This is a genomic window from Methanolobus sp. (assembly GCF_030682845.1).
GTDB lineage: Archaea > Halobacteriota > Methanosarcinia > Methanosarcinales > Methanosarcinaceae > Methanolobus.
Window position 1 is genome coordinate 1 of the sequence record NZ_JAUXNK010000028.1, and the last position, 18,591, is coordinate 18,591.

Annotated in this window: 20 protein-coding genes; 11 read left to right on the plus strand and 9 right to left on the minus strand. The window is 47.2% G+C overall.

The genetic code is table 11. The annotated features are described in order from the left end of the window. On the plus strand, nt 1-248 hold a 248-nt coding region (locus Q8J68_RS02545), incomplete at its 5' end, for a zinc ribbon domain-containing protein (RefSeq protein ID WP_305309988.1). A gap of 105 nt (nt 249-353) precedes the next feature. Here Q8J68_RS02545 and Q8J68_RS02550 read toward each other — a convergent pair. Both Q8J68_RS02550 and uvrA read right to left on the minus strand, forming a co-directional pair. Then, nucleotides 354-704 carry a DUF2173 family protein gene (locus Q8J68_RS02550; RefSeq protein ID WP_305309989.1) on the minus strand — a complete coding sequence of 117 codons (351 nt, stop codon included), beginning with the start codon at nt 702-704 and terminating at the stop codon, nt 354-356. A gap of 155 nt (nt 705-859) precedes the next feature. Continuing rightward, complete coding sequence (gene uvrA, locus Q8J68_RS02555; RefSeq protein WP_305309990.1) at nt 860-3,691, minus strand: excinuclease ABC subunit UvrA; 2,832 nt, start codon at nt 3,689-3,691, stop codon at nt 860-862. A 226-nt stretch (nt 3,692-3,917) separates the two neighbouring features. Here uvrA and htpX point away from each other — a divergent pair, with 226 nt between their 5' ends. Further along, a complete protein-coding gene (gene htpX, locus Q8J68_RS02560; protein WP_370867588.1) occupies nt 3,918-4,796 on the plus strand; it encodes a zinc metalloprotease HtpX in 879 nt (292 codons plus the stop codon). After that, nucleotides 4,796-5,368 (plus strand): hypothetical protein, encoded by a 573-nt coding sequence (locus Q8J68_RS02565; RefSeq protein WP_305309991.1) that lies wholly within the window; start codon nt 4,796-4,798, stop codon nt 5,366-5,368. The genes htpX and Q8J68_RS02565 overlap by 1 nt, the downstream gene beginning before the upstream one ends. A 5-nt stretch (nt 5,369-5,373) precedes the next feature. Here the strand turns inward: Q8J68_RS02565 and Q8J68_RS02570 are convergent, their stop codons facing one another. After that, entirely contained in the window at nt 5,374-5,652 is a 279-nt protein-coding gene (locus tag Q8J68_RS02570) for a hypothetical protein (protein ID WP_305309992.1), read from the minus strand. Continuing rightward, a complete protein-coding gene (locus tag Q8J68_RS02575) occupies nt 5,649-6,347 on the minus strand; it encodes a PspA/IM30 family protein (protein WP_305309993.1) in 699 nt (232 codons plus the stop codon). Before Q8J68_RS02575 ends, Q8J68_RS02570 begins: the two co-directional genes overlap by 4 nt. A 275-nt stretch (nt 6,348-6,622) precedes the next feature. On the opposite strand from Q8J68_RS02575, the gene Q8J68_RS02580 reads away from it, so the two are divergent. The 3 genes from Q8J68_RS02580 (at nt 6,623) to Q8J68_RS02590 (ending at nt 8,112) form a co-directional block, all read left to right on the plus strand. Continuing rightward, the gene (locus tag Q8J68_RS02580; protein ID WP_305309994.1) at nt 6,623-7,120 is read left to right on the plus strand and encodes a flavodoxin family protein; all 498 of its coding nucleotides are present in this window, start codon (nt 6,623-6,625) and stop codon (nt 7,118-7,120) included. A gap of 23 nt (nt 7,121-7,143) precedes the next feature. Then, complete coding sequence (locus Q8J68_RS02585; RefSeq protein ID WP_305309995.1) at nt 7,144-7,353, plus strand: hypothetical protein; 210 nt, start codon at nt 7,144-7,146, stop codon at nt 7,351-7,353. A 480-nt stretch (nt 7,354-7,833) separates the two neighbouring features. Further along, nucleotides 7,834-8,112, plus strand: coding sequence for a DUF1905 domain-containing protein (locus Q8J68_RS02590; RefSeq protein ID WP_305309996.1), 279 nt, complete (start codon nt 7,834-7,836; stop codon nt 8,110-8,112). A 36-nt stretch (nt 8,113-8,148) separates the two neighbouring features. Here the strand turns inward: Q8J68_RS02590 and Q8J68_RS02595 are convergent, their stop codons facing one another. Next, nucleotides 8,149-11,196, minus strand: a complete 3,048-nt coding sequence (locus Q8J68_RS02595; RefSeq protein WP_305309997.1) for an FAD-binding and (Fe-S)-binding domain-containing protein — start codon at nt 11,194-11,196, stop codon at nt 8,149-8,151. 166 nt (nt 11,197-11,362) lie between these two features. Here Q8J68_RS02595 and pyk point away from each other — a divergent pair, with 166 nt between their 5' ends. Together pyk and Q8J68_RS02605 are read left to right on the plus strand one after the other, a co-directional pair. Then, entirely contained in the window at nt 11,363-12,802 is a 1,440-nt protein-coding gene (gene pyk / locus Q8J68_RS02600; RefSeq protein ID WP_305310016.1) for a pyruvate kinase, read from the plus strand. A gap of 167 nt (nt 12,803-12,969) precedes the next feature. Then, nucleotides 12,970-14,700 (plus strand): sensor histidine kinase, encoded by a 1,731-nt coding sequence (locus tag Q8J68_RS02605; RefSeq protein WP_305309998.1) that lies wholly within the window; start codon nt 12,970-12,972, stop codon nt 14,698-14,700. Here the strand turns inward: Q8J68_RS02605 and Q8J68_RS02610 are convergent. Genes Q8J68_RS02610 through Q8J68_RS02625 form a run of 4 tightly spaced genes read right to left on the minus strand, consistent with a single transcriptional unit; the run spans nt 14,697 to nt 17,156 of the window. Next, a complete protein-coding gene (locus Q8J68_RS02610) occupies nt 14,697-15,677 on the minus strand; it encodes a formylmethanofuran dehydrogenase (RefSeq protein ID WP_305309999.1) in 981 nt (326 codons plus the stop codon). The two genes, Q8J68_RS02605 and Q8J68_RS02610, sit on opposite strands and share 4 nt — an antisense overlap. 6 nt (nt 15,678-15,683) lie before the next feature. Next, on the minus strand, nt 15,684-16,052 hold the full coding sequence (locus Q8J68_RS02615) for an ATP-binding protein (RefSeq protein ID WP_305310000.1): 369 nt from the start codon (nt 16,050-16,052) through the stop codon (nt 15,684-15,686). Nucleotides 16,053-16,072: 20 nt separating this feature from the next. After that, entirely contained in the window at nt 16,073-16,444 is a 372-nt protein-coding gene (locus Q8J68_RS02620) for a CGGC domain-containing protein (protein ID WP_370867589.1), read from the minus strand. 52 nt (nt 16,445-16,496) lie between these two features. Continuing rightward, nucleotides 16,497-17,156: an NAD(P)/FAD-dependent oxidoreductase gene (locus tag Q8J68_RS02625; RefSeq protein WP_305310001.1), complete on the minus strand. Its 660-nt coding sequence runs from the start codon at nt 17,154-17,156 to the stop codon at nt 16,497-16,499. Between the two features lie 88 nt (nt 17,157-17,244). On the opposite strand from Q8J68_RS02625, the gene Q8J68_RS02630 reads away from it, so the two are divergent. The 3 genes from Q8J68_RS02630 to Q8J68_RS02640 all read left to right on the plus strand — a co-directional run bounded on the left by Q8J68_RS02630 (nt 17,245) and on the right by Q8J68_RS02640 (nt 18,584). Then, nucleotides 17,245-17,601: a helix-turn-helix domain-containing protein gene (locus Q8J68_RS02630; RefSeq protein ID WP_305310002.1), complete on the plus strand. Its 357-nt coding sequence runs from the start codon at nt 17,245-17,247 to the stop codon at nt 17,599-17,601. A gap of 66 nt (nt 17,602-17,667) precedes the next feature. Then, complete coding sequence (locus tag Q8J68_RS02635) at nt 17,668-17,856, plus strand: PspC domain-containing protein (protein WP_305310003.1); 189 nt, start codon at nt 17,668-17,670, stop codon at nt 17,854-17,856. A 143-nt stretch (nt 17,857-17,999) separates the two neighbouring features. Next, nucleotides 18,000-18,584 (plus strand): YbhB/YbcL family Raf kinase inhibitor-like protein, encoded by a 585-nt coding sequence (locus tag Q8J68_RS02640; RefSeq protein ID WP_305310004.1) that lies wholly within the window; start codon nt 18,000-18,002, stop codon nt 18,582-18,584. The last annotated feature ends 7 nt before the right edge of the window (nt 18,585-18,591 follow it).

Below are 18,591 nucleotides of genomic sequence, written 5' to 3' on the forward strand. Positions count from 1 at the left end.
CATGGAGTTCGTTTGTAACCATGCTGGAATATAAGGCAAAATGGATTGGAAAAACAATACTCCGCATAGGACGATTTGAGCCATCAACTAAAATCTGTAATGTGTGCGGAATCCACAACGGAAAATTAACACTTGCAGATAGGGAATGGCAATGTCCTGAATGCAAAACCAAGCATGACAGGGATATTAATGCCGCTATTAATATCAAAAAGTTTGCTTTAGATAAGCAAAATCAAATTGGAATGTAACACCGTTGGAACTACGGGAAGAGCCTGTGGACTTGTCCTCAAAAGAGGAAAGAATGAAGCAGGAAGCCACCCTATTCATAGGGTGGTAGTTCACTCAAATGAACCTTAACAAACTTCCAGAGCCCTTAGGAGTTGCTTGAGATCCGCCTTGGTGCTCTCGACGAAAACACCCCTTGTACCTGAAATGATGATGGTCCAGTCCCCGCCGCTGTACATCCAGTTATGCTGGGGTACCCAGTCCATCTTATAAAGTTCAGTATAAGCGCTTGCCAGAGCATCGAACATCATATTCACCGCTCCGCAGAACTTGGCGGTCGTCTGGGCCATTTCTTTTGGCATTTCCATCTTGGCCTTATAATCCACAAGTTTTCCTTCCGGGCTGAAGATACCGGCTGCCATTACGCCTTCAAATTTCAGAAGCTCATCTAACGATAGGTTGCACTCTTTTCTTTCCATACTCTTACCCCATTTCAAATTAAGATGATTTTAATCATCCCTATCAAAATAGAGGCATATTGCCGTATATAAGTATATGGCAGTGCACCTCTAATTTTCTAAAATAAGTTCGTTGTAGGTGTAACCTATTTCACGGGCCTGCAATGTGGGAATTCTCACTTCGCCAGCACTTTCCTCAGGAACTGCCCCGTATAGGATACCTCGTTCTTTGCAATCTCCTCGGGTGTCCCTTCTGCAATAACCTCTCCGCCTCTGGCACCGCCCTCGGGTCCCATGTCAATGACCCAGTCTGCAGTCTTTATCACATCGAGGTTATGCTCGATGACTATTACGGTATTGCCTGCTTCCACAAGTCTCTGGAGAACTTCGAGGAGCTTCTTCACGTCATCGAAATGCAGTCCTGTGGTAGGTTCGTCAAGGATGTATACTGTCTTGCCCGTGGAGCGCTTGCTCAGCTCGGTCGCCAGCTTGACCCTCTGGGCCTCGCCGCCTGACAGGGTTGTGGATGACTGGCCGAGTTTTATGTATCCCAGGCCCACATCGTAAAGTGTCTGAAGCTTACGGTTAATGGCCGGTATGTTCTCAAGAAATCCGAGGGCCTCCTCAACGGTCATATCCAGTACCTCGGCTATGTTCTTATCCTTGTAAGTGACCTCCAGGGTCTCACGGTTGTAGCGCTTCCCGTGGCACACTTCACAGGGTACGTACACATCCGGCAGGAAATGCATCTCGATAGTGATTATCCCGTCGCCGGAACATGCCTCGCACCTGCCGCCGCGGACATTGAAACTGAAACGGCCTGCCTGGTATCCTCTTGCACGGGAGGTCTTTGTCTGCGCAAAAAGCTCCCTTATGGGTGTAAAGAGATTAGTATAGGTAGCGGGATTTGATCTTGGAGTCCTTCCGATAGGTGACTGGTCAATGGTTATGACCTTATCCACGTGCTCAAGGCCCTCTATTTCCCTGAACTTTCCTGGTATTTCCCTGGCCCTGTTAAGTCTTTTCGCAAGCACCTTGTTCAGGGTCTCATTGATTAACGTGCTCTTGCCAGAACCGGATACCCCGGTAACGCAGACAAGTATGCCCAATGGGAACGAGACGTCCACATCTTTGAGATTATTCTCGCCGGCTCCATACAGCATAAGCATGTTCCTGGACTTACGTCTCTTCTCCGGGATATTGATCTTTAGTTTGCCGCTCAGGTATTTTCCGGTGTTGGAGTCTTCATTATCCATTATCTCTTCGGGGCTGCCTTCTGCAACTATTTCTCCTCCATGGATACCAGCTCCCGGGCCCATATCAACTACGTGGTCCGCGCTGCAGATAGTTTCCTCATCGTGTTCCACCACAAGTACGGTGTTGCCGATGTCCCTCAGGTGCCTGAGGGTGTTGATGAGCCGCAGGTTGTCCCTCTGATGCAGGCCGATACTGGGTTCGTCAAGGATGTACAGCACTCCCATCAGGCTTGAGCCGATCTGGGTTGCAAGCCGGATACGCTGTGCCTCCCCTCCGGAAAGGGTTGCAGCCGACCTGCTCAGAGTCAGGTAATCCAATCCTACATCCACCAGGAATCCAAGCCTGGCCTTTATCTCTTTCAGGATAAGGCGGGCAATGGCATATTCACGTTCGTTGAGCTTGGTTTCCAGCATCTGGAAGAAGTGCAGGCATTCTTCGACCGACATCCCGGTAACTTCAATGATGTTGTAGCCATCAACCTTTACCGCGAGGCTGGCAGGCTTGAGCCTTTTTCCCTGGCAGACAGGGCAGGGTTTCGTACTGATGTATCGTTGCATCCTGTCCTTGTTGCTCTCGGATTCCGTTTTCTCAAATACCTTGGACAGATTTGCAATAACTCCCTTGAACCTGCCAGTATGCTTCCAAGTGCCACCGTTCCTGCCAGTGTGGGAGAAGGGTATGGGTTCCTCGCTGCCGTAGAATATGAGATGCTGCATCTCCGGGTCCAGTTTGCTAAACGGTACGTCCATGGAGAATTTCTTGTACCTGGCAAGGGATTCCAGGGATTGCATGTAGTAGCCGTCCTTGGTCTTGCTGTCCCAGGGTTCGATGGCACCCTGAGCCAGGGTCAGTGTCTTATCCGGCACTATCAGGTCCGGGTCGAATTCCATTGAAGTGCCAAGTCCGTGGCATTCCGGACATGCACCCTGCGGACTATTAAATGAGAATGCTGCAGGCTCCATTTCTTCAAAGCCGATGCCACATTCTGAGCAGGCCAGGTTCTCGCTGAAGGTCATTTCCTCGCCATCAACTATCTGCACAGTAAGAGTGCCTCCGCCCTTTTCAAGAGCAGTTTCCACTGATTCCGATAGCCTTTCCTCGATGCTTTTCTTTATTACAAGCCTGTCCACAAGTACTTCGATATTGTGCTTGACATAGCGTTCAAGATCGATACTGTCCACATCTTCCAGCGAGTGGATCTCGCCATCTATACGTGCCCTTGTGAAGCCGTCGGCAAGCAGGTCAGCGAGCAGTTTCCTGTACTCGCCTTTCCTTTCCCTTACAACCGGAGCAAGCACATGTATCTTTGAATCCTCCGGGAGTTTCATTATGCTGTCCACTATCTGGTCCACGCTCTGGGTCTCAATGATCCTTCCGCATTGTGGACAGTGCCTGATGCCTATTCTTGCATAGAGCAGTCTGAGATAATCGTATATCTCGGTCACCGTACCCACAGTTGACCTGGGGTTTTTGCTTGTGGTCTTCTGTTCAATGGATATGGCCGGGGACAAACCCTCTATGTATTCTACATCAGGCTTTTCCATAAGCCCCAGGAACTGCCTGGCATAAGCTGAGAGCGACTCCACATACCTTCTCTGCCCTTCGGCGTAGATGGTATCAAAAGCAAGGGACGATTTCCCTGAACCGCTGAGCCCTGTTATCACAATAAGCTTATCCCGGGGCAACGTCAGGTCAAGGTTCTTAAGGTTATGTTCCTTTGCACCTTTTATTACTATATTACTTAAGGACATGTCTATATTTTCATAAGGTGGTTAGTAAGTAAAGTTTGCGGTAACTATTCTTTGAAATTAATTTCACAGACTTATGTTATCTGTTGTCTGGCAAGACACCTCCGAATGAAAGAAATAAGATATGTTCATGGTTCAACAAAACTTTTCCTGATAAAAGGTTATATCATGTAAAACCCTATAAACCAGAATCATATATGATACAAAAGATAAGACCGAGGCGTCAATCATGGTAAAATGGAAAAGGGATCTGGGACTGGAAGGAAGAATGGTCCTGACGATGTTCCTGCTGGCTGCAGTGTATCTGCTCTTTTTGGCATTCCTCGCTTCTATGGGGACTTCGATGGGAGTCATGCTACTCTTTATAGGTCTGTTCATGGGGCTGCAATACTATTATTCTGACCGGCTTGTCCTGTGGTCCATGAAAGCTACAGTGGTCACAGAAGAAGAGGAACCTAAACTTCATCAGACCGTGACACGGCTTTGTGCTATGGCCGACCTGCCAAAACCCCGGATAGCTATTGTAAGGACTCCTGTGCCAAATGCCTTTGCTACCGGAAAGAGTCCGAGCAGTGCTGTCGTTGCAGTCACTACCGGATTGATGGACAGGCTCAACCAGGGAGAACTTGAGGCCGTGCTGGCTCATGAGCTGAGCCATGTCAAGAACCGGGATATGGCCATACTGACCATAGCCAGTTTCCTCTCTACTGTCGCCTTCTTTTTTGTGAGGTACAGCATGTATTTTGGAGGTTTCGGGAACAACAGGAAAGGCGGAGGCAATATAATTGTGATCTGGCTCGTCTCTATCGGCGTATGGCTGGTCAGTTTCCTGCTCATACGTGCTCTTTCCCGCTATCGTGAATTCGCTGCTGACAGGGGTGCGGCCATTATCACCGGAAATCCTGCCAACCTCACCTCCGCATTAATGAAGATAAGCGATGTTATGCCACGGATACCCACGGACGACCTGAGAAAGGTCGAAGGAATGAATGCATTCTTTATCATCCCGGCGGTCTCGGGTTCTGTCATGAACCTCTTCTCCACTCACCCTTCAATGGAAAAGCGCATAGCCGCACTTGAAAAGATACAGAGGGAGATGGAGTCCTGATGGGACTGCGCGATATGCTTGATTCCGTGCTTGGAAAGAGCAAACTGCCTAAAGCAAATAATGACCGCCTCTTTGCGATATCTACTGCCGTAGTGACCATGGAGCTGAACCTGAACCTGGTGCCTTCAAGCTCTGCAGGTATCTGCTTCAAGTCCATGGCTATGTCAAGTTACCAGGCGGTCAGGGAAGAGATAGAAGGCCTGCTTAAGCACAGTGCGGCTGAAACAGGCACTGACTACAGACTTGAGAAGGATGAGTACAATTTTCTCTGGGTGATTCTCAAAGACCCTGATTTTGAAGACCTTGTAACGACTATACACATGGTTTCCCAGACACTCATAGAGAGCGACTTCGGTGAACAGTTGCTGTGTGCCGTGTACAGGTTCGAGAGCAACGGTCCTGTCTACTGGATATATAACTTCAAACAGGGAAGCTACTATCCCTTTGTACCCCGCGAAAAGAACAAAAGGGACAACTCCATGGAAATGAGGCTCAAATCTCTCATAGAGAAAGAACTGCCCGTTGAGAAAAATCTGGAAAAATGGCATCCTCTCTGGGGAATGCCATTCTGAGCAGTTCAGCCTTCAAGCAAGCCGTCGCCTGTAAAGATCTCCCTTGCCTCTTTCAGGGTCAGGTCGTCCGGCGGGACGATGACGTCTGATTCCCTGATGTCGGCGTCATCAAGTTTCTTTCCATTTGAACGAATGCAGTTTAACAGATTTAAGAGTTCGGCCTTGTACTCTTTTTCATTTCCACTGGCCACAAGTTCCACTATTCTGTTGTCAATGACGTTTAATTCATCAAAGAGACTGCTTGGCACCAGGTATTGTCCTTCTTCGGATATCCGTATTATCATTTCCCTGCCTCCCTCTTCAGTCTTGCAAGCTCACTGTCCACACCTGATTGTGCATTGATCTTTGCAAGCTCCCGGTCTATGTCATCACCGCTGCTTGTGAAATCTTCCAGTGTGCCGGCTTCGATGAGTTCATCAAGTGCTGAAGCGCGGGCCTTCATATCTTCTGTCTTGTTCTCGGCACGATCTATCGCAAGACCGATATCAGCCATTTCCTCGCTTATCCCTGAAACAGACTCACTTATCTTGACCTGGGCCTCAGCAGCAGAGTACTGTGCCTTGATGGTTTCTTTCCTGGTCCTGAAGACCTCTACTTTGGTCGAAAGGCGCTTCTCGGCTGCGACAAGTTTCTCCTGCTCCTTTTCCAGTTCCTCTATCTGTGTATCGAGGCCCTGGATCTGGATACTCAATGAGCTCTTTCTTTCAAGTGCCAATCTTGCCAGGTCCTCCCTGTCGGCATTGATGGCTTCCTTTGCCTGTGTGTCAAGTTTCTCCATGCTTTGCTGGAGCTTTGAGCGCTGCAACTGGAGCCTCTTCTTTGAGGTCGCTACTTCAGCAACTCCCCGTTTAACATTCTGCAGCATCTCAAGCTGCTTCTCGTAAGAATAATCAAGCGTTTCTCTCGGGTCTTCCATCTTATTGACCAGCTTGTTCATTTTAGACTTAACCACGATTCCCATTCTGTTGAATAAACCCATTTTCTTCCTCCAAGTGATTTTCTCAAGCACTGATATTGGCTCATCCTGTATCTGTCTGTCGGATATTTCAAATTCTCTTTTAGTAGATATCCTATGAAGTCACAAAAGCATAATACCTTTATCCTGCAAAAGATATTGCTGTTTCACACATCATCATTCCTTGGCAGATGGGTCACTATTTTGTACTTTCCCAAATCCGGTGTATTTTTGTAACGCTCATCTATATTAATATGTAGAAGCCAAACATAGAATACCAACTAAAAGAAGGAATCGATATGAAAACACTGGTAACATACATGTCACAGAGCGGAAATACAAAGAAAGTAGCTGAAGCGATCTATGGGGAGCTTGCAGGGGAAAAAGAAATTAAAGCATTATCCGAGGTTAAGAGCCTTGAAGGTTATGATCTTGCTTTCATAGGTTTCCCTGTATTGCAGTTTGACATTCCTCCCAAAGTGAAAGAATTCTTATCCGGGAATACAAAAGGCAAAGACATTGCAATATTCATGACCCACGCTGTTCCCGAAGGATTTGAAGCTATCCATTCGTGGACAGGCTCAGCCAGGCAAACAGCAGCAGATGCAAATTTCCTTGGAACATTCGACTGTCAGGGTGAACTTGCCCAGCCTGTTATCGATATGCTGCTAAAAGCAGAAGACCCCCAGATGAAAGCATTCGGTGAGATGGGTCCGTCCACCAAGGGGCAGCCTGACGAAAGCCGTCTCCAGAAGGCACGCGAGTTTGCCAGGGACATTCAGGCCAAGCAGAAATAAGCAACTCCGTGTGGAGGTATAATATGGCAGACCAGAAAAAAGCTCCAGTCTTCTGCGAGAACTATTGCTTTATCTGCAAAGGTGCAAGATCCGGTAATAGCATCTGCAAGACACTGCAGAACATCGAGTTGAAGATAGTCGGGAAGAATGGGTGCATATGGGGTAAGGCAAGGACAAAGTATTATGGTGTCACGCCTGATAAGCCTATACCCGCAGATCACATGAAACGATGAGTAGACTACATCCTGTTTCATACTATTTTTTGAATACCATGTCTTTATCAATTCGAACTAATACTTCTTGAAAAAGTTAAACAGGCGGTTTAAGCGGGAACATTAGTCGCTTGTATGTTATAGGCCGGAGACACAAAGAAAATAGCAGAAGCTGTTTATGGAGAAATCAAGGGTGAGAAACACATCGAATATATGGTTACGGTTGACAATCCTCTGGTATTCTCTGAGAAATCTTGCCTTATCTGTAAGGTAGCTCTTGCCGGTAACGTCCTTTGCAAGTCAGTGCAGAATCTCACACTCAGGATATTAGGAAAGAACTGCTGCATATAGGGCAAGGCAAGAAAAGAATAATAAAGTGTATAAACCTGATGAGCTTATTCCAGAATAAGGTTTAGAATTAGGCTTGTAGAAAACCTGTTCTGGCATGTCCTGCTAGCTGCTTTACGCTATTTTAAAATACATTCCTATCAATCTCATATTATGGATGTCTATCAAACAAGGGGAGAAGCTGAGATATTTCCCCAAAAAGGTGGTTGGGTATACGTGAGGGTTCCCATTGGGATCACGGAGCAACTGCTTCATATGGCCCAAAGGGGATTGATACCCATCAGGGCAAGTGTCGGGAGCACCTCATGGGATACTTCGCTCCTGCCCATGGGAGACGGTACCCATTTCATTGCATTGAATGCAAAAGTGAGAAAAAAGGAAGATATTGAGGTTGGAAACGACATAACGGTCTCATTTCAACTGAGAGAGTGAGTAGTTATGATTGCTGTTCCATATCCTTCTTTTTTTTCAGTTCGCCTTGATATACTCTATCATCTTCGGTGTTAGCAGCGGTGCTATCTGAGGCAGCATGTTGGGCATCAGGTTCCCCATTGCCGCAGGCATTAGGTCAGGCATCTGCTCCTTCATGTGCGGAGGCATGGGCACTCTCTTCTCAACCGCCACAAGCATCTTTGGCATCACCTTGGGCATCAGGGACGGCATGAGCAGGGGCATCATCCTTGGCATCATGGGTTTCATGAGCGCATCCATTCCAGGGACATACTTGACCGTCTTCATCATGGCCCTCATGTATGAAGGCATCGCACCTATCATGTCAGGCAAGAGCTCCACCATCATCTCTGTCATGTTCTCCGGCTCCATGAGCTCGATCATCTTCTCGAATGTAACCCATGCCTCAAGTGCCACATTGGTTGTATCCGGTATGTCGTATCCAAGGCTGCGGGCTGCAAGCGCACCAAGATCCTGTATCTCTATGTTTACGTTGTTATCCTTTGCAGCGACCCTGAACTGCACAAGGCAGCAGGGGCAGAGCGCGGCCATGATGTCGGCTTTCTGGTCTTTTGCCTCCTGGAGGCGGACATTGCCTATCTTGCTTGCCACCTCCGGCTCATCGATAAGGGTCACAACTGAGCCGCAGCACAGAGCTCTTTCCCTGTTGTGTTCCATTTCCCTGAACTCTACTCCCGGTATGGCTTTGAGGAGCTCACGGGGAGCATCGTATATGCCAGCACCCGCCCTGCCGATGTGGCATGAGTCGTGCCATGCTACTACTTTATTCAAAGGCTGCTTGAACTTAGGCCTGAGCACGTCCAGCTTATCCACCAGTATCTCTGAGTAATGCTTTGCTTCAATACCATAATCTATTCCCAGCTTTTCCGCCCATTGGGGATATATAGTTCTCCACATGAGCAGGCATGCGGGACATGATGTGACAACCGTCTTCACTCCCTTCTTTTGCATATTGGCGGTGTTCATTCTCATTATCTTCTCAAAGAGGTCCCACTTTCCTGCGACAAGCATCGGTATGCCACAGCATGATTCCTTGTCCCCGAGATATGTGAATTCCACTCCTGCTTCGTCAAGAAGGCGCACGGTGCCTACAGCCACATCCTTCTCGACAAATGATGCAGTGCATCCCGCAAAATAGGCTACCTCGGACTTGTCCTTTATTTTGGCCCTGATATCATCCGGCAGCCACATGTCCCTGTCTTTCTTGTAATTAGCCCAGATGTTCCTTTCTCTCTCAAGGCTCTGTGCCATAATCTCGAAAGGCGGGATGGTCATCATCTTCTTCTTTTGGACAAGGTTCTCCCTGAGGGTCATCCAGGAGCGTTCGATAGGCAGGTCAAGCTGGCAGTAATGGTCGCACATCTCACATGTGGTACACGCAAGGAAAGTATCAGCCTGTTCCTGGTCAAGTTCCATCCTTCCTGCAAAGTACTCCTTAAGGAAGAACCATTTTCCTCTTGGTGACTGGGATTCCCACCCCCTTCCATAGTACTGGTCACACTCGTTAACACAGTAACCACACTGTGCACAGGTGAAAGCATGTGAGATGATATCGCCAGGTATGCCCTTCTCTTCCCTGAAATCCTGCTGGCTGACCCCTGACATATTGCCCATGGCGCGTGCCATTGGTTCAAAGGCCTTTGCAAATGAGAGCCCTGTCTGCATCAGCGGCTTGCCTGTCAGTGTCTCAGGATTCATGATGTCATTGGGGTCTGTACTCTTCTTGAGCTCCCGTATCTTTGCCAGCCTTTCACCGAAAACCTTCTCTGCCTGTTTCGAAAAGTAAAGTCCCGAGGAATAGATCCTTCCTCCGTTGTCCTCTGCTATCTTCACGATGCTCAGGGCCAGTGGGAATGCAAGGTTGTACCTGAAAGACCTTTCCGAATGGGGCATGAAGCATAGCATGACAGCTTCATCGCCTTTCACGACCATACCTTCCACCAATACCGGAAGACCTATCTTCCTGCCGATATCATCGAATACGGATCCGATCTTGTTCACAGGCACGACCACTTCTGCAGGGATAAAGGACGGGCCAAGTCTCTTGACCTTCATAGACCTGAACCATTCCTGTATCTCATGCTCTGCTATCTCTTGCGGCAGTACTTCTCCACCTGTCTCTCTGATGATATCCTGAAGGCCACTGACATCTCTTGATGCAGGGTACACGAAATTGCATATGTATGACTCAGGCAGCTGTGGCCTGTGATCGTCCACCGGCTCTCCATAGTGAGTTTTAGGCGGAGCCTGGTTTTTCATATTTGCCCATTGCGGGTTAAGGAAAGAGATAGCCCATATCGGGATCTTTTTCTGGCCAACTTTTCCGATGGCTGCCTGCATGCTTTGAGCATCCGGGAATTGTGCTGAAATGGCAGCGTTCTTCTCATGCTCTCTGACCCGCAGGGTTACCTGTGTAATTATCCCGACAGTTCCCATTGTACCAACGATCTTCCCAAGCTCGTCACCTGAGAAGTCCCTGACCTCACCGTCTGGCAGTACCACACGTGCAGACTCCATGGTGTCCTGCGACCAGCCGTACTCATAACTCCCATAACCTACCCCATTCTGGGCAAGCCAGCCACCGACAGTTGCGGATAATGCACTTGACGGAACGGCCTGTACTGACAGTCCTTCTTCATTCAGTTTTGTTTCGAGGTCATACCAGATGATCCCCGCTCCTACAGTGACTCTGAGGTTTCCTTTATCGATGCTGATTATTTTCCTCATTGGGGTCACATCGGCTATTATGCCTCCCTTTGTGGGAATGACGCCTCCATAGCCGGAAGAAGCGCCTGCTCTTGGCACAAGGGGAATACTGTGCTGGCGTGCGAAGTTCACAAGCCTGACAGCATCCTCCTCGTTCAATATTTTAACAATTGCAGCAGGTTTTGTATTGCCAAGCATCTTTTTCACAAGAGATGGCAGTGCACCCACATCATGGGTGTAGAAATGCCTTTCCTTTTTACTGAAATTAACCCCTTTCCCAAACATGGATGAAAGCTCTTGTTTTTGTTCATCCTTTAACTCATAGGTCGTATTTGCCATGTTTATCTCCCATTATTTGTCGTTATGCAATCTCTGTAATTATTTTCAATGAAGTTTAATTTAAGTCCTGCCTATATAAATGCGCTTGAATACTGCAGAATAAGCCTTAATTCAATCAGTTCCATATTGCGTAATATCAAGGGTGTGAAAGAGGATGAATGAAACTATGCATTTGCCGGATAACAAAACCAAGATCGTCTGTACTATAGGCCCCGCCTCTTCCTCAGAAGAGGTGTTGAAGGAATTGATAATTGAAGGCATGAATGTGGCGCGGCTGAATTTCTCACATGGTGAGATGGAGGAGCAGCGGGAAGTGATCTGGCGGATACGCAAGATATCCGCAGAGTTGAACAGGGTTGTGGCAATAATGGCAGACCTGCCGGGGCCCAAGATAAGGGTAGGTACTTTTGAGAAGGAGCCTGTGTTTCTTAAAAAAGGGGAGCAAGTAATCCTCACATCACGGGATGTCATAGGGACTGAGTCGCTCATCCCGGTTAACTACGACCGGTTATCGCACAGTGTGCAGGCTGGCAAACCAATCTATCTCAATGACGGCTTCATACAATTGCAGTGCACGGGCACAGAGGGTGAGGATGTCTATTGCGATGTGGTAGTGGGCGGCCCCCTGTCATCCAACAAGGGCCTGAACCTTCCGGGAGCTCGCATATTTATTGACCCTGTCACAAAGAGGGACCTGGAAATAGTCGATTTTGCACTTGATGAGGGCCTGCACATCTTCGGTGTATCTTTTATCGAATCAGGGGAAGATATCAGGAAACTACGTGAGCACGCAATAAGGCGGGGGAATGATATATTCATTGTTTCCAAGATCGAACGGGAAAAAGCTGTCAGGAATATTGACAGCATCATAAGGGAAAGCGACGGCATCATGATAGCGCGCGGGGATCTGGGTGTGGAGATTCCTATACAGGATGTGCCTATCGTCCAGAAGGATATCATACATAAGGCCAACCTGCTCAGCAAGCCTGTGATAACAGCGACCCAGATGCTTGAATCCATGATAGAGAACATACGCCCCACAAGAGCGGAAGCAACGGATGTTGCAAATGCAATCATTGACGGCACTGATGCTATCATGCTATCTGCAGAGACTGCAGTTGGCAAGTACCCGCTAGAGACTGTCAGGATAATGGTAAAGATAGCAAGATCTACCGAGGCATGGAGAAGCAATACAAAAGAAGGTCTCACTCTCATGAAAAAGGCCCTGAACCGTATGAATCCGGGTGTAGATGACATGATATCCATGCAGGTAAATGATGCGCTGCAGGTCCTTCCGGTCCGATATGTGGTGACTCCCACGGTTTCAGGGAAGACTGCAAGGAATGTTTCCCGTTTCAGGCCAGACAAATGGATACTTGCATTCAGCCGTAACTCTCAGACATGTGAGCAACTGGCACTTCAATACGCTGTTCACCCAACATTTGTCAGTGAACTCAAGGACGACTGGGAGATCATGGTCATCGACTATCTGAAGAAATCCGGAGCAGCAGGTGCGGGTGATATGTTCATTCTGACACAGGGACAGCCTTCCGGGCGAGGCCGGCCGGGCGGTACTAACATGCTGAAGTTCATTCATGTGGAATAACAAGAAATACCGGATGCACAATATCGAATGAACTCCTACTTTCATCTTTTTATCGTAATCGACTTATATACACAATTATATTTATATATGGATATAGCTATTTTACCAGTTGATAGTAACGCGTAAGAATCTCATGTCTCTTACCACCACAAGAGTTGCATACTGTAATGAAGCTACATCCAATAGTCGCCCGGTTTTCTTTGCTTCTGATGCTCTTTGGCCTTCTTTTCCTGCCAATTGCATCGTGTGAAGAAAACGTTTATGTGATAGGGATACTTTCCCACAGAGGTCCGGACCATTCCCTGAACACGCTGGCCAAAACGGCAGAATACCTCTCCGATGAGGTTCCGGAATGTAATTTTGAGATAATGCCTTTGGATTATGACGAGATATTTGATGCAGTAAGCAATGAGGAAGTCGATTTTGTCCTGACAGATCCCTTCCTGTATGTGGAACTGGAATCCACTTACGGGATTAACAGGATAGCTACATTGAAGAACCGTTGGGATGGTAACGCCTACACAGAGTATGGCGGGGTTATCATTACCAGATCTGATAACACTAATGTCAATGAGCTCAGTGACCTTAAGGGCAAGTCGTTGATGGCAGTGGATGAGCATTCATTTGGAGGGTTCTGGATAGCTGTGCGAACCATGGAACAGAGTGGTATTGATCATAGGAGAGACTTCAGCCACATATCTTTTGGAAAGACACACGATGCCGTAGTCTATGCAGTGAGGAGCGGGAGTGTCGATGCAGGTGTTATCAGAACTGATGTGCTGGAGCAGCTTGAAGCGGAAGGGAAGATAAACCTTTCGGAATTCAAGGTGATCAATCAGCAATATGTGGAAGGTTTTCCTTTCCTGCTCAGCACTGAGCTCTATCCCGAATGGGCATTCTCAAAAGCGAGTTCTACATCCCTTGACCTTTCAGAAGAGGTAGCAATTGCGTTGCTCAGTATGCCCTCTGATAATATTGCGGCACAGTCAGGTAATTATGCAGGCTGGACTATCCCTCTTGATTATGCGCCAGTGCATGATCTCATGAGGGAATTGCGCCTGGGTCCTTATGAGAACTACGGCAGAGTTTCCCTGGATGAGGCTATAGCGCAGCACTGGTACTGGGTGGTTCTCTTCTTCATGCTGCTGGTGCTGATAGTCACATACGACCGCCTTACGACAGAGAAGATAAAAAAGGCAGAACTTGAAAGGTCTAACAAACTCAAGGACCTCTTTACGGATATAATGCGGCATGATCTCCTGAACCCGGCCGGAGCTATCAAAGGTTTCAACGATGTGTTATACTTTAAAGAAGAGGACGATGAGAAAATAAAGATCATTAAAACTATCGACCGGCAAACCGACAAGCTGATATCCATGATCGACTCAGCCGCAAAGCTTGCAAAACTTGAATCCTCTAATGAACTGGAACTGAGTAAGAAGGATTTAGGAGCTGTAATAAGGAATGTGGCTGAGAGCTTTGATCACGGCCTCATGGAGAAGAACATCACATTGGAGCTTGCAACTCCTGGTAAATATCCCTCCAGGGTCAATGAGATCATAGAAGAGGTATTCTCTAACCTTATGTCTAATGCTATCAAATACAGTCCTGAGGGAAGCAGGATAAAGGTAGAGATCATCGATGCGGGAGCTTACTGGAAGGTCCATGTCATCGATAATGGCGATGGTGTGATCGATGAGAACAAATCACGCATATTCGAGCGTTTTACACGGGCCGACAGGAAGGGTATAAAGGGTTCAGGTCTTGGACTTGCTATCGTCAAAAGGATTATCGATCTGCATAACGGGTTTGTTGGCGTGAACGACAATCCGGAAGGCAAAGGTTCCGTGTTCTGGGTCGCCCTCAAAAAATGCGATCATGGTGCAGGTATGCATTAATCGGCTTTTCTCAGGACTATGGACCCGTCGCGCATACGTACTTCTATATATTTTTCCTTTTCAGGCTCAAGCTCATATTTGTTGTACAGGGCAGCGTCTATCCTGCCAGCTTCCATTATTTTGTGCATTAGTGCAGCGTCTTCTCTCCCCATCCTTACCTTCCCTACAGGTGGGTTTGTCTTCACCCTGCTTCTGGAATATATGGTGCCGCGTGTCATCCCTGCGCCGATGTAGCCCTTAGCATCCTTAAAGGCAAGAATGCCGCATTTCATATAGGCGCCTGCAAACTCACCTACGCTTCCAAGGACAGCCACCGTTCCTCCATTAAGGTGCGATCCGGTATTCATGCCGGCATTACCATTGACAATGACCATGCCTTCACGCATGAGCACACCTGTGCCATTGTACGCATCACCTTCTACGCGGATGGTTAGGGGCCTGGTGCAGCGTGCTCCTATCGTTCCCCTGAGGATGCCGTCGTTGAGTAAAAGTGTCCTTTCATCTGGGTTGTAGCTGTTTGACACAAGGAAGTCCTTTCCAGGGCCGTTGCAGACGATGTCGGTTATAGAGCGGAACTTTCGATAGTTTTCAATATCTGACCTGACTTCGATGATATTTCCCAATGGCTCGCTGATACTGCCCGATACATAGAGTGTGCCTGCAACCATTCCCATAGCAGCCTCAGGTCCGACATCCCCATCCACAAATATCCGGCCTGCACTTTCCAAATTGCCGCTCCCCCCCAGGTGCTGCACGTCAACTCCTGCACTGTAGGCGAAGTTCCTGCCGACATTTCCTGTTATTTTAACATCTTTTCCGTTTTTCAGTGCCATTACAAGGTCCCGATATCTCACTTTGGTATCTTTCTGGAAAGGAATTAAACTATCAGGATCTAATGACTTGTTGTGCCAGTGAAAATTGAAAGTATAGTCCAGCAGGTAGTCTGCACTGGCTGTTAATTCTATTTTGACCGGCATATTACTTTATCCATGTATCAGCTTTGGAAGGCATCGTGTGCATACCCATATGCTTTCCATCTTGTGTCTGGCAGGCATAAGATACGCTTTTTCCTCTCCGCAGCCGCAACTGAAGCACTGGATGGATGTATCGGTCTTCTTAGGTTGTGCATGGGCTTTTTCAGGATTGAATTCCAAGGTATGCCTCTGCTCTATGGTAATTGCTCCAACAGGGCATAGTCCTATACAAAACCCCATTCCATCGCAGAGATCATCAGAAACCACCTTTGCCTTGCCATTGACAAGCTCTATTGCTCCCTCGGCACATGGTGATATGCATTTTCCGCATCCTGTGCATTTCTCCTCATCGATTTTAACTATTGATCTTTTAGCCATGTTAAATTCCCCCGGACATCTTAATGATGTGTTCCCGCAACCAGTTTTATATTTGCATTGGTAATAGTCCTTTTTATCTCTTCGATATGAGGACATACAGGGTAATTATCCATCTGCATGCAGGAACTTAGATGGATGACATCCACTCCATGTTTCAGGAGGGATTTTACCAGCCTGTGGACCCTGCGCCCGGAACATCCGCCGCACGTAAAGACTGCTATCATCTCGACATTCTGGCTGTAATTGCTGAAATGCACCGTGCGCCTGTTGAAAGCCTTGAGGCAACCCACGCCCGGACATGTATCTGATACGATATTGCATCTTATTACTGCTATCTTTGTCGCAGGTTCAATATCTACGATAACATCAGCTCCGCTTTTAAGAAGTTTGATACATTAAATAAAAGAAGGAGAAGGGTAATTTTCCCCGGAAAATGCTTATGACTTATAAGCCGATCTCTTTCTTGAAACTATCAATGCCCATCTCATCGATGGCTCTGCCCAGGCGGTGCTTTGAACCGTTGGTCTTGCAGAAGCTGATGATCTTGTCAACAAGCTTGAGTACTTCATCCTCTGTCAGTTCATCTGCGATAACATCAGCAAGTCTTGGCTTGATGGCTGCATTTCCTCCAACCATGACAGTGTATCCCTTAGGGGTACCCATGACTCCGATATCCTTTATGGCAGGTTCAGAGCATGAGTTCGCACATCCGGAAACAGCCATCTTGAATTTGGATGGAAGTGGCATTCCGTGATATAATTCATCAAGTTTCAGTCCGAGACCGACAGCGTCCTGCTGTCCGCGCTTACAGAATGTCGTACCAGGGCATATCTTGATGCTCCTTACACATAATCCGATGGCTGCACCTGGTTTTATTCCAAGTTCTTCCCATGCATTATCGAGATCCTCTTCTTTCAACCCTACAATAGCAACTCTCTGGGATGAAGTTACTTTCAATGTTGCAGCGTTATACTTCTCTGCAACATCTGCAATCTTGCGAAGCTGCTGAGCTGAAACAATTCCACCGGGTATATGTGGCGCGATAGCGTACGTTTCCTGGTCTCTCTGGAGGATAGCTCCTTTTTCAAGTAGGTCTTTTGACATATAATTCACTCCTCATCCAAAATTAATTATGGACTACTGCTATATTAGGATAGGGACATATATATCCTGTAGTTTCCTATTGGATACTATGAAAGACTGTACCATCTACAAGACAGTTGATATGGTTGGGAAAAAATGGTCCCTGTGCATCATGCATGAGTTATACAAAGGTGAAAGCAAGCACAAGCGGTTTAATGAGCTCAAGAACCAATTGCAGGATGTCACCCCCAAGACCCTTTCGGCAAGGCTGAAAGAACTGGAGGAGAATGGCCTTGTAGAGAAGTGTGTTGATAATTCGGTATTCCCCGTCAAATGCGAGTACTCGCTTACTGAGAGCGGAGAGGAATTCCTTTTTGTCCTGCAGGACATCAAGAAATGGGGGCTCAAATGGAAATTCGAGAATATCGAATGTGAGAACTCTAACTGCCAAAGATGCCAGTTATGATCAGGTGATTTCGAGCAGGCTTAATTAATGCTTAAGTAAGGATGAGTCATTTTCATTTGTGATCTTATGGTTAAACTGTTAAGAAGGCCCAAACATGACAGGATGATCGCAGGCGTATGCAGCGGTGTCGGGGAGTACCTCGGTGTTGACCCTGTAGTCATAAGGTTGATTGTGGCCGCTGCAACTTTAATGGGTTTTGGGTCAGGCCTGCTGGTCTACCTTATTGCATGGGTGATCATACCTGAAGAAGGATAAGGACTTTCATTTGCCTTTACTGCAGAAAGGTGTCAGGAAAGCCATTATCTCTTTTAATTACCAAAACCATAAATAGACAGTTGTTCATTTATAAATGGGGATAAATAAGCAGCTCGTAGTAAACCGGGCACAGGTGGTAGGGTGTGGATAAGCTTTCAAAAACGCTTCTGGTATTCCTGTTGATACCATTGTTTTTCATAATGGTGACCGGATGCATGGGGAGCAATGATACCGGACCACAGGCTGATACTGCCGGTTCGGATAATGAGCTGTATAAAGGCCCTGGGGAAGACAGTATGATGATCTCAAGCAGTGCTTTTGAGAACGGTGGGCTGATACCTATACGCTATACATGTGACGGCGAGAATGTCAATCCTTCTCTTGAAGTTGAAAATATACCAGAGGGAACAGAAAGTCTGGTTTTACTAGTGGATGACCCCGATTCTCCTTCAGGCAGTTTCACTCACTGGTTGGTATGGAACATACCGCCGGGATCGCAGATAAATGAGAACAGCATTCCAGGAATAACAGGAAAGAATAGCTTCGGACAGGCTATATACGGAGGCCCGTGTCCATCTGCAGGGACACACCGATATCATTTTAAGGTATTTGCACTTGATAAGGAACTTGATCTGCCAGGCGGGTCAGGGATAGAGCAGGTCGAGGAGCTAATGCAGGGTCATATCCTCGCACAGGGACAGATGACAGGTAAATATGGCAGAGCTTAAAGGTTTA

Bases quoted from the DNA above. Each gene is read 5' to 3' on its own strand.
- Q8J68_RS02550 (WP_305309989.1), bottom strand. From the start codon at position 704: ATGGAAAGAAAAGAGTGCAACCTATCGTTAGATGAGCTTCTGAAATTT.
- uvrA (WP_305309990.1), bottom strand. From the start codon at position 3,691: ATGTCCTTAAGTAATATAGTAATAAAAGGTGCAAAGGAACATAACCTT.
- htpX (WP_370867588.1), top strand. From the start codon at position 3,918: ATGGTAAAATGGAAAAGGGATCTGGGACTGGAAGGAAGAATGGTCCTG.
- Q8J68_RS02565 (WP_305309991.1), top strand. From the start codon at position 4,796: ATGGGACTGCGCGATATGCTTGATTCCGTGCTTGGAAAGAGCAAACTG.
- Q8J68_RS02570 (WP_305309992.1), bottom strand. From the start codon at position 5,652: ATGATAATACGGATATCCGAAGAAGGACAATACCTGGTGCCAAGCAGT.
- Q8J68_RS02575 (WP_305309993.1), bottom strand. From the start codon at position 6,347: ATGGGTTTATTCAACAGAATGGGAATCGTGGTTAAGTCTAAAATGAAC.
- Q8J68_RS02580 (WP_305309994.1), top strand. From the start codon at position 6,623: ATGAAAACACTGGTAACATACATGTCACAGAGCGGAAATACAAAGAAA.
- Q8J68_RS02585 (WP_305309995.1), top strand. From the start codon at position 7,144: ATGGCAGACCAGAAAAAAGCTCCAGTCTTCTGCGAGAACTATTGCTTT.
- Q8J68_RS02590 (WP_305309996.1), top strand. From the start codon at position 7,834: ATGGATGTCTATCAAACAAGGGGAGAAGCTGAGATATTTCCCCAAAAA.
- Q8J68_RS02595 (WP_305309997.1), bottom strand. From the start codon at position 11,196: ATGGCAAATACGACCTATGAGTTAAAGGATGAACAAAAACAAGAGCTT.
- pyk (WP_305310016.1), top strand. From the start codon at position 11,363: ATGCATTTGCCGGATAACAAAACCAAGATCGTCTGTACTATAGGCCCC.
- Q8J68_RS02605 (WP_305309998.1), top strand. From the start codon at position 12,970: ATGAAGCTACATCCAATAGTCGCCCGGTTTTCTTTGCTTCTGATGCTC.
- Q8J68_RS02610 (WP_305309999.1), bottom strand. From the start codon at position 15,677: ATGCCGGTCAAAATAGAATTAACAGCCAGTGCAGACTACCTGCTGGAC.
- Q8J68_RS02615 (WP_305310000.1), bottom strand. From the start codon at position 16,052: ATGGCTAAAAGATCAATAGTTAAAATCGATGAGGAGAAATGCACAGGA.
- Q8J68_RS02625 (WP_305310001.1), bottom strand. From the start codon at position 17,156: ATGTCAAAAGACCTACTTGAAAAAGGAGCTATCCTCCAGAGAGACCAG.
- Q8J68_RS02630 (WP_305310002.1), top strand. From the start codon at position 17,245: ATGAAAGACTGTACCATCTACAAGACAGTTGATATGGTTGGGAAAAAA.
- Q8J68_RS02635 (WP_305310003.1), top strand. From the start codon at position 17,668: ATGGTTAAACTGTTAAGAAGGCCCAAACATGACAGGATGATCGCAGGC.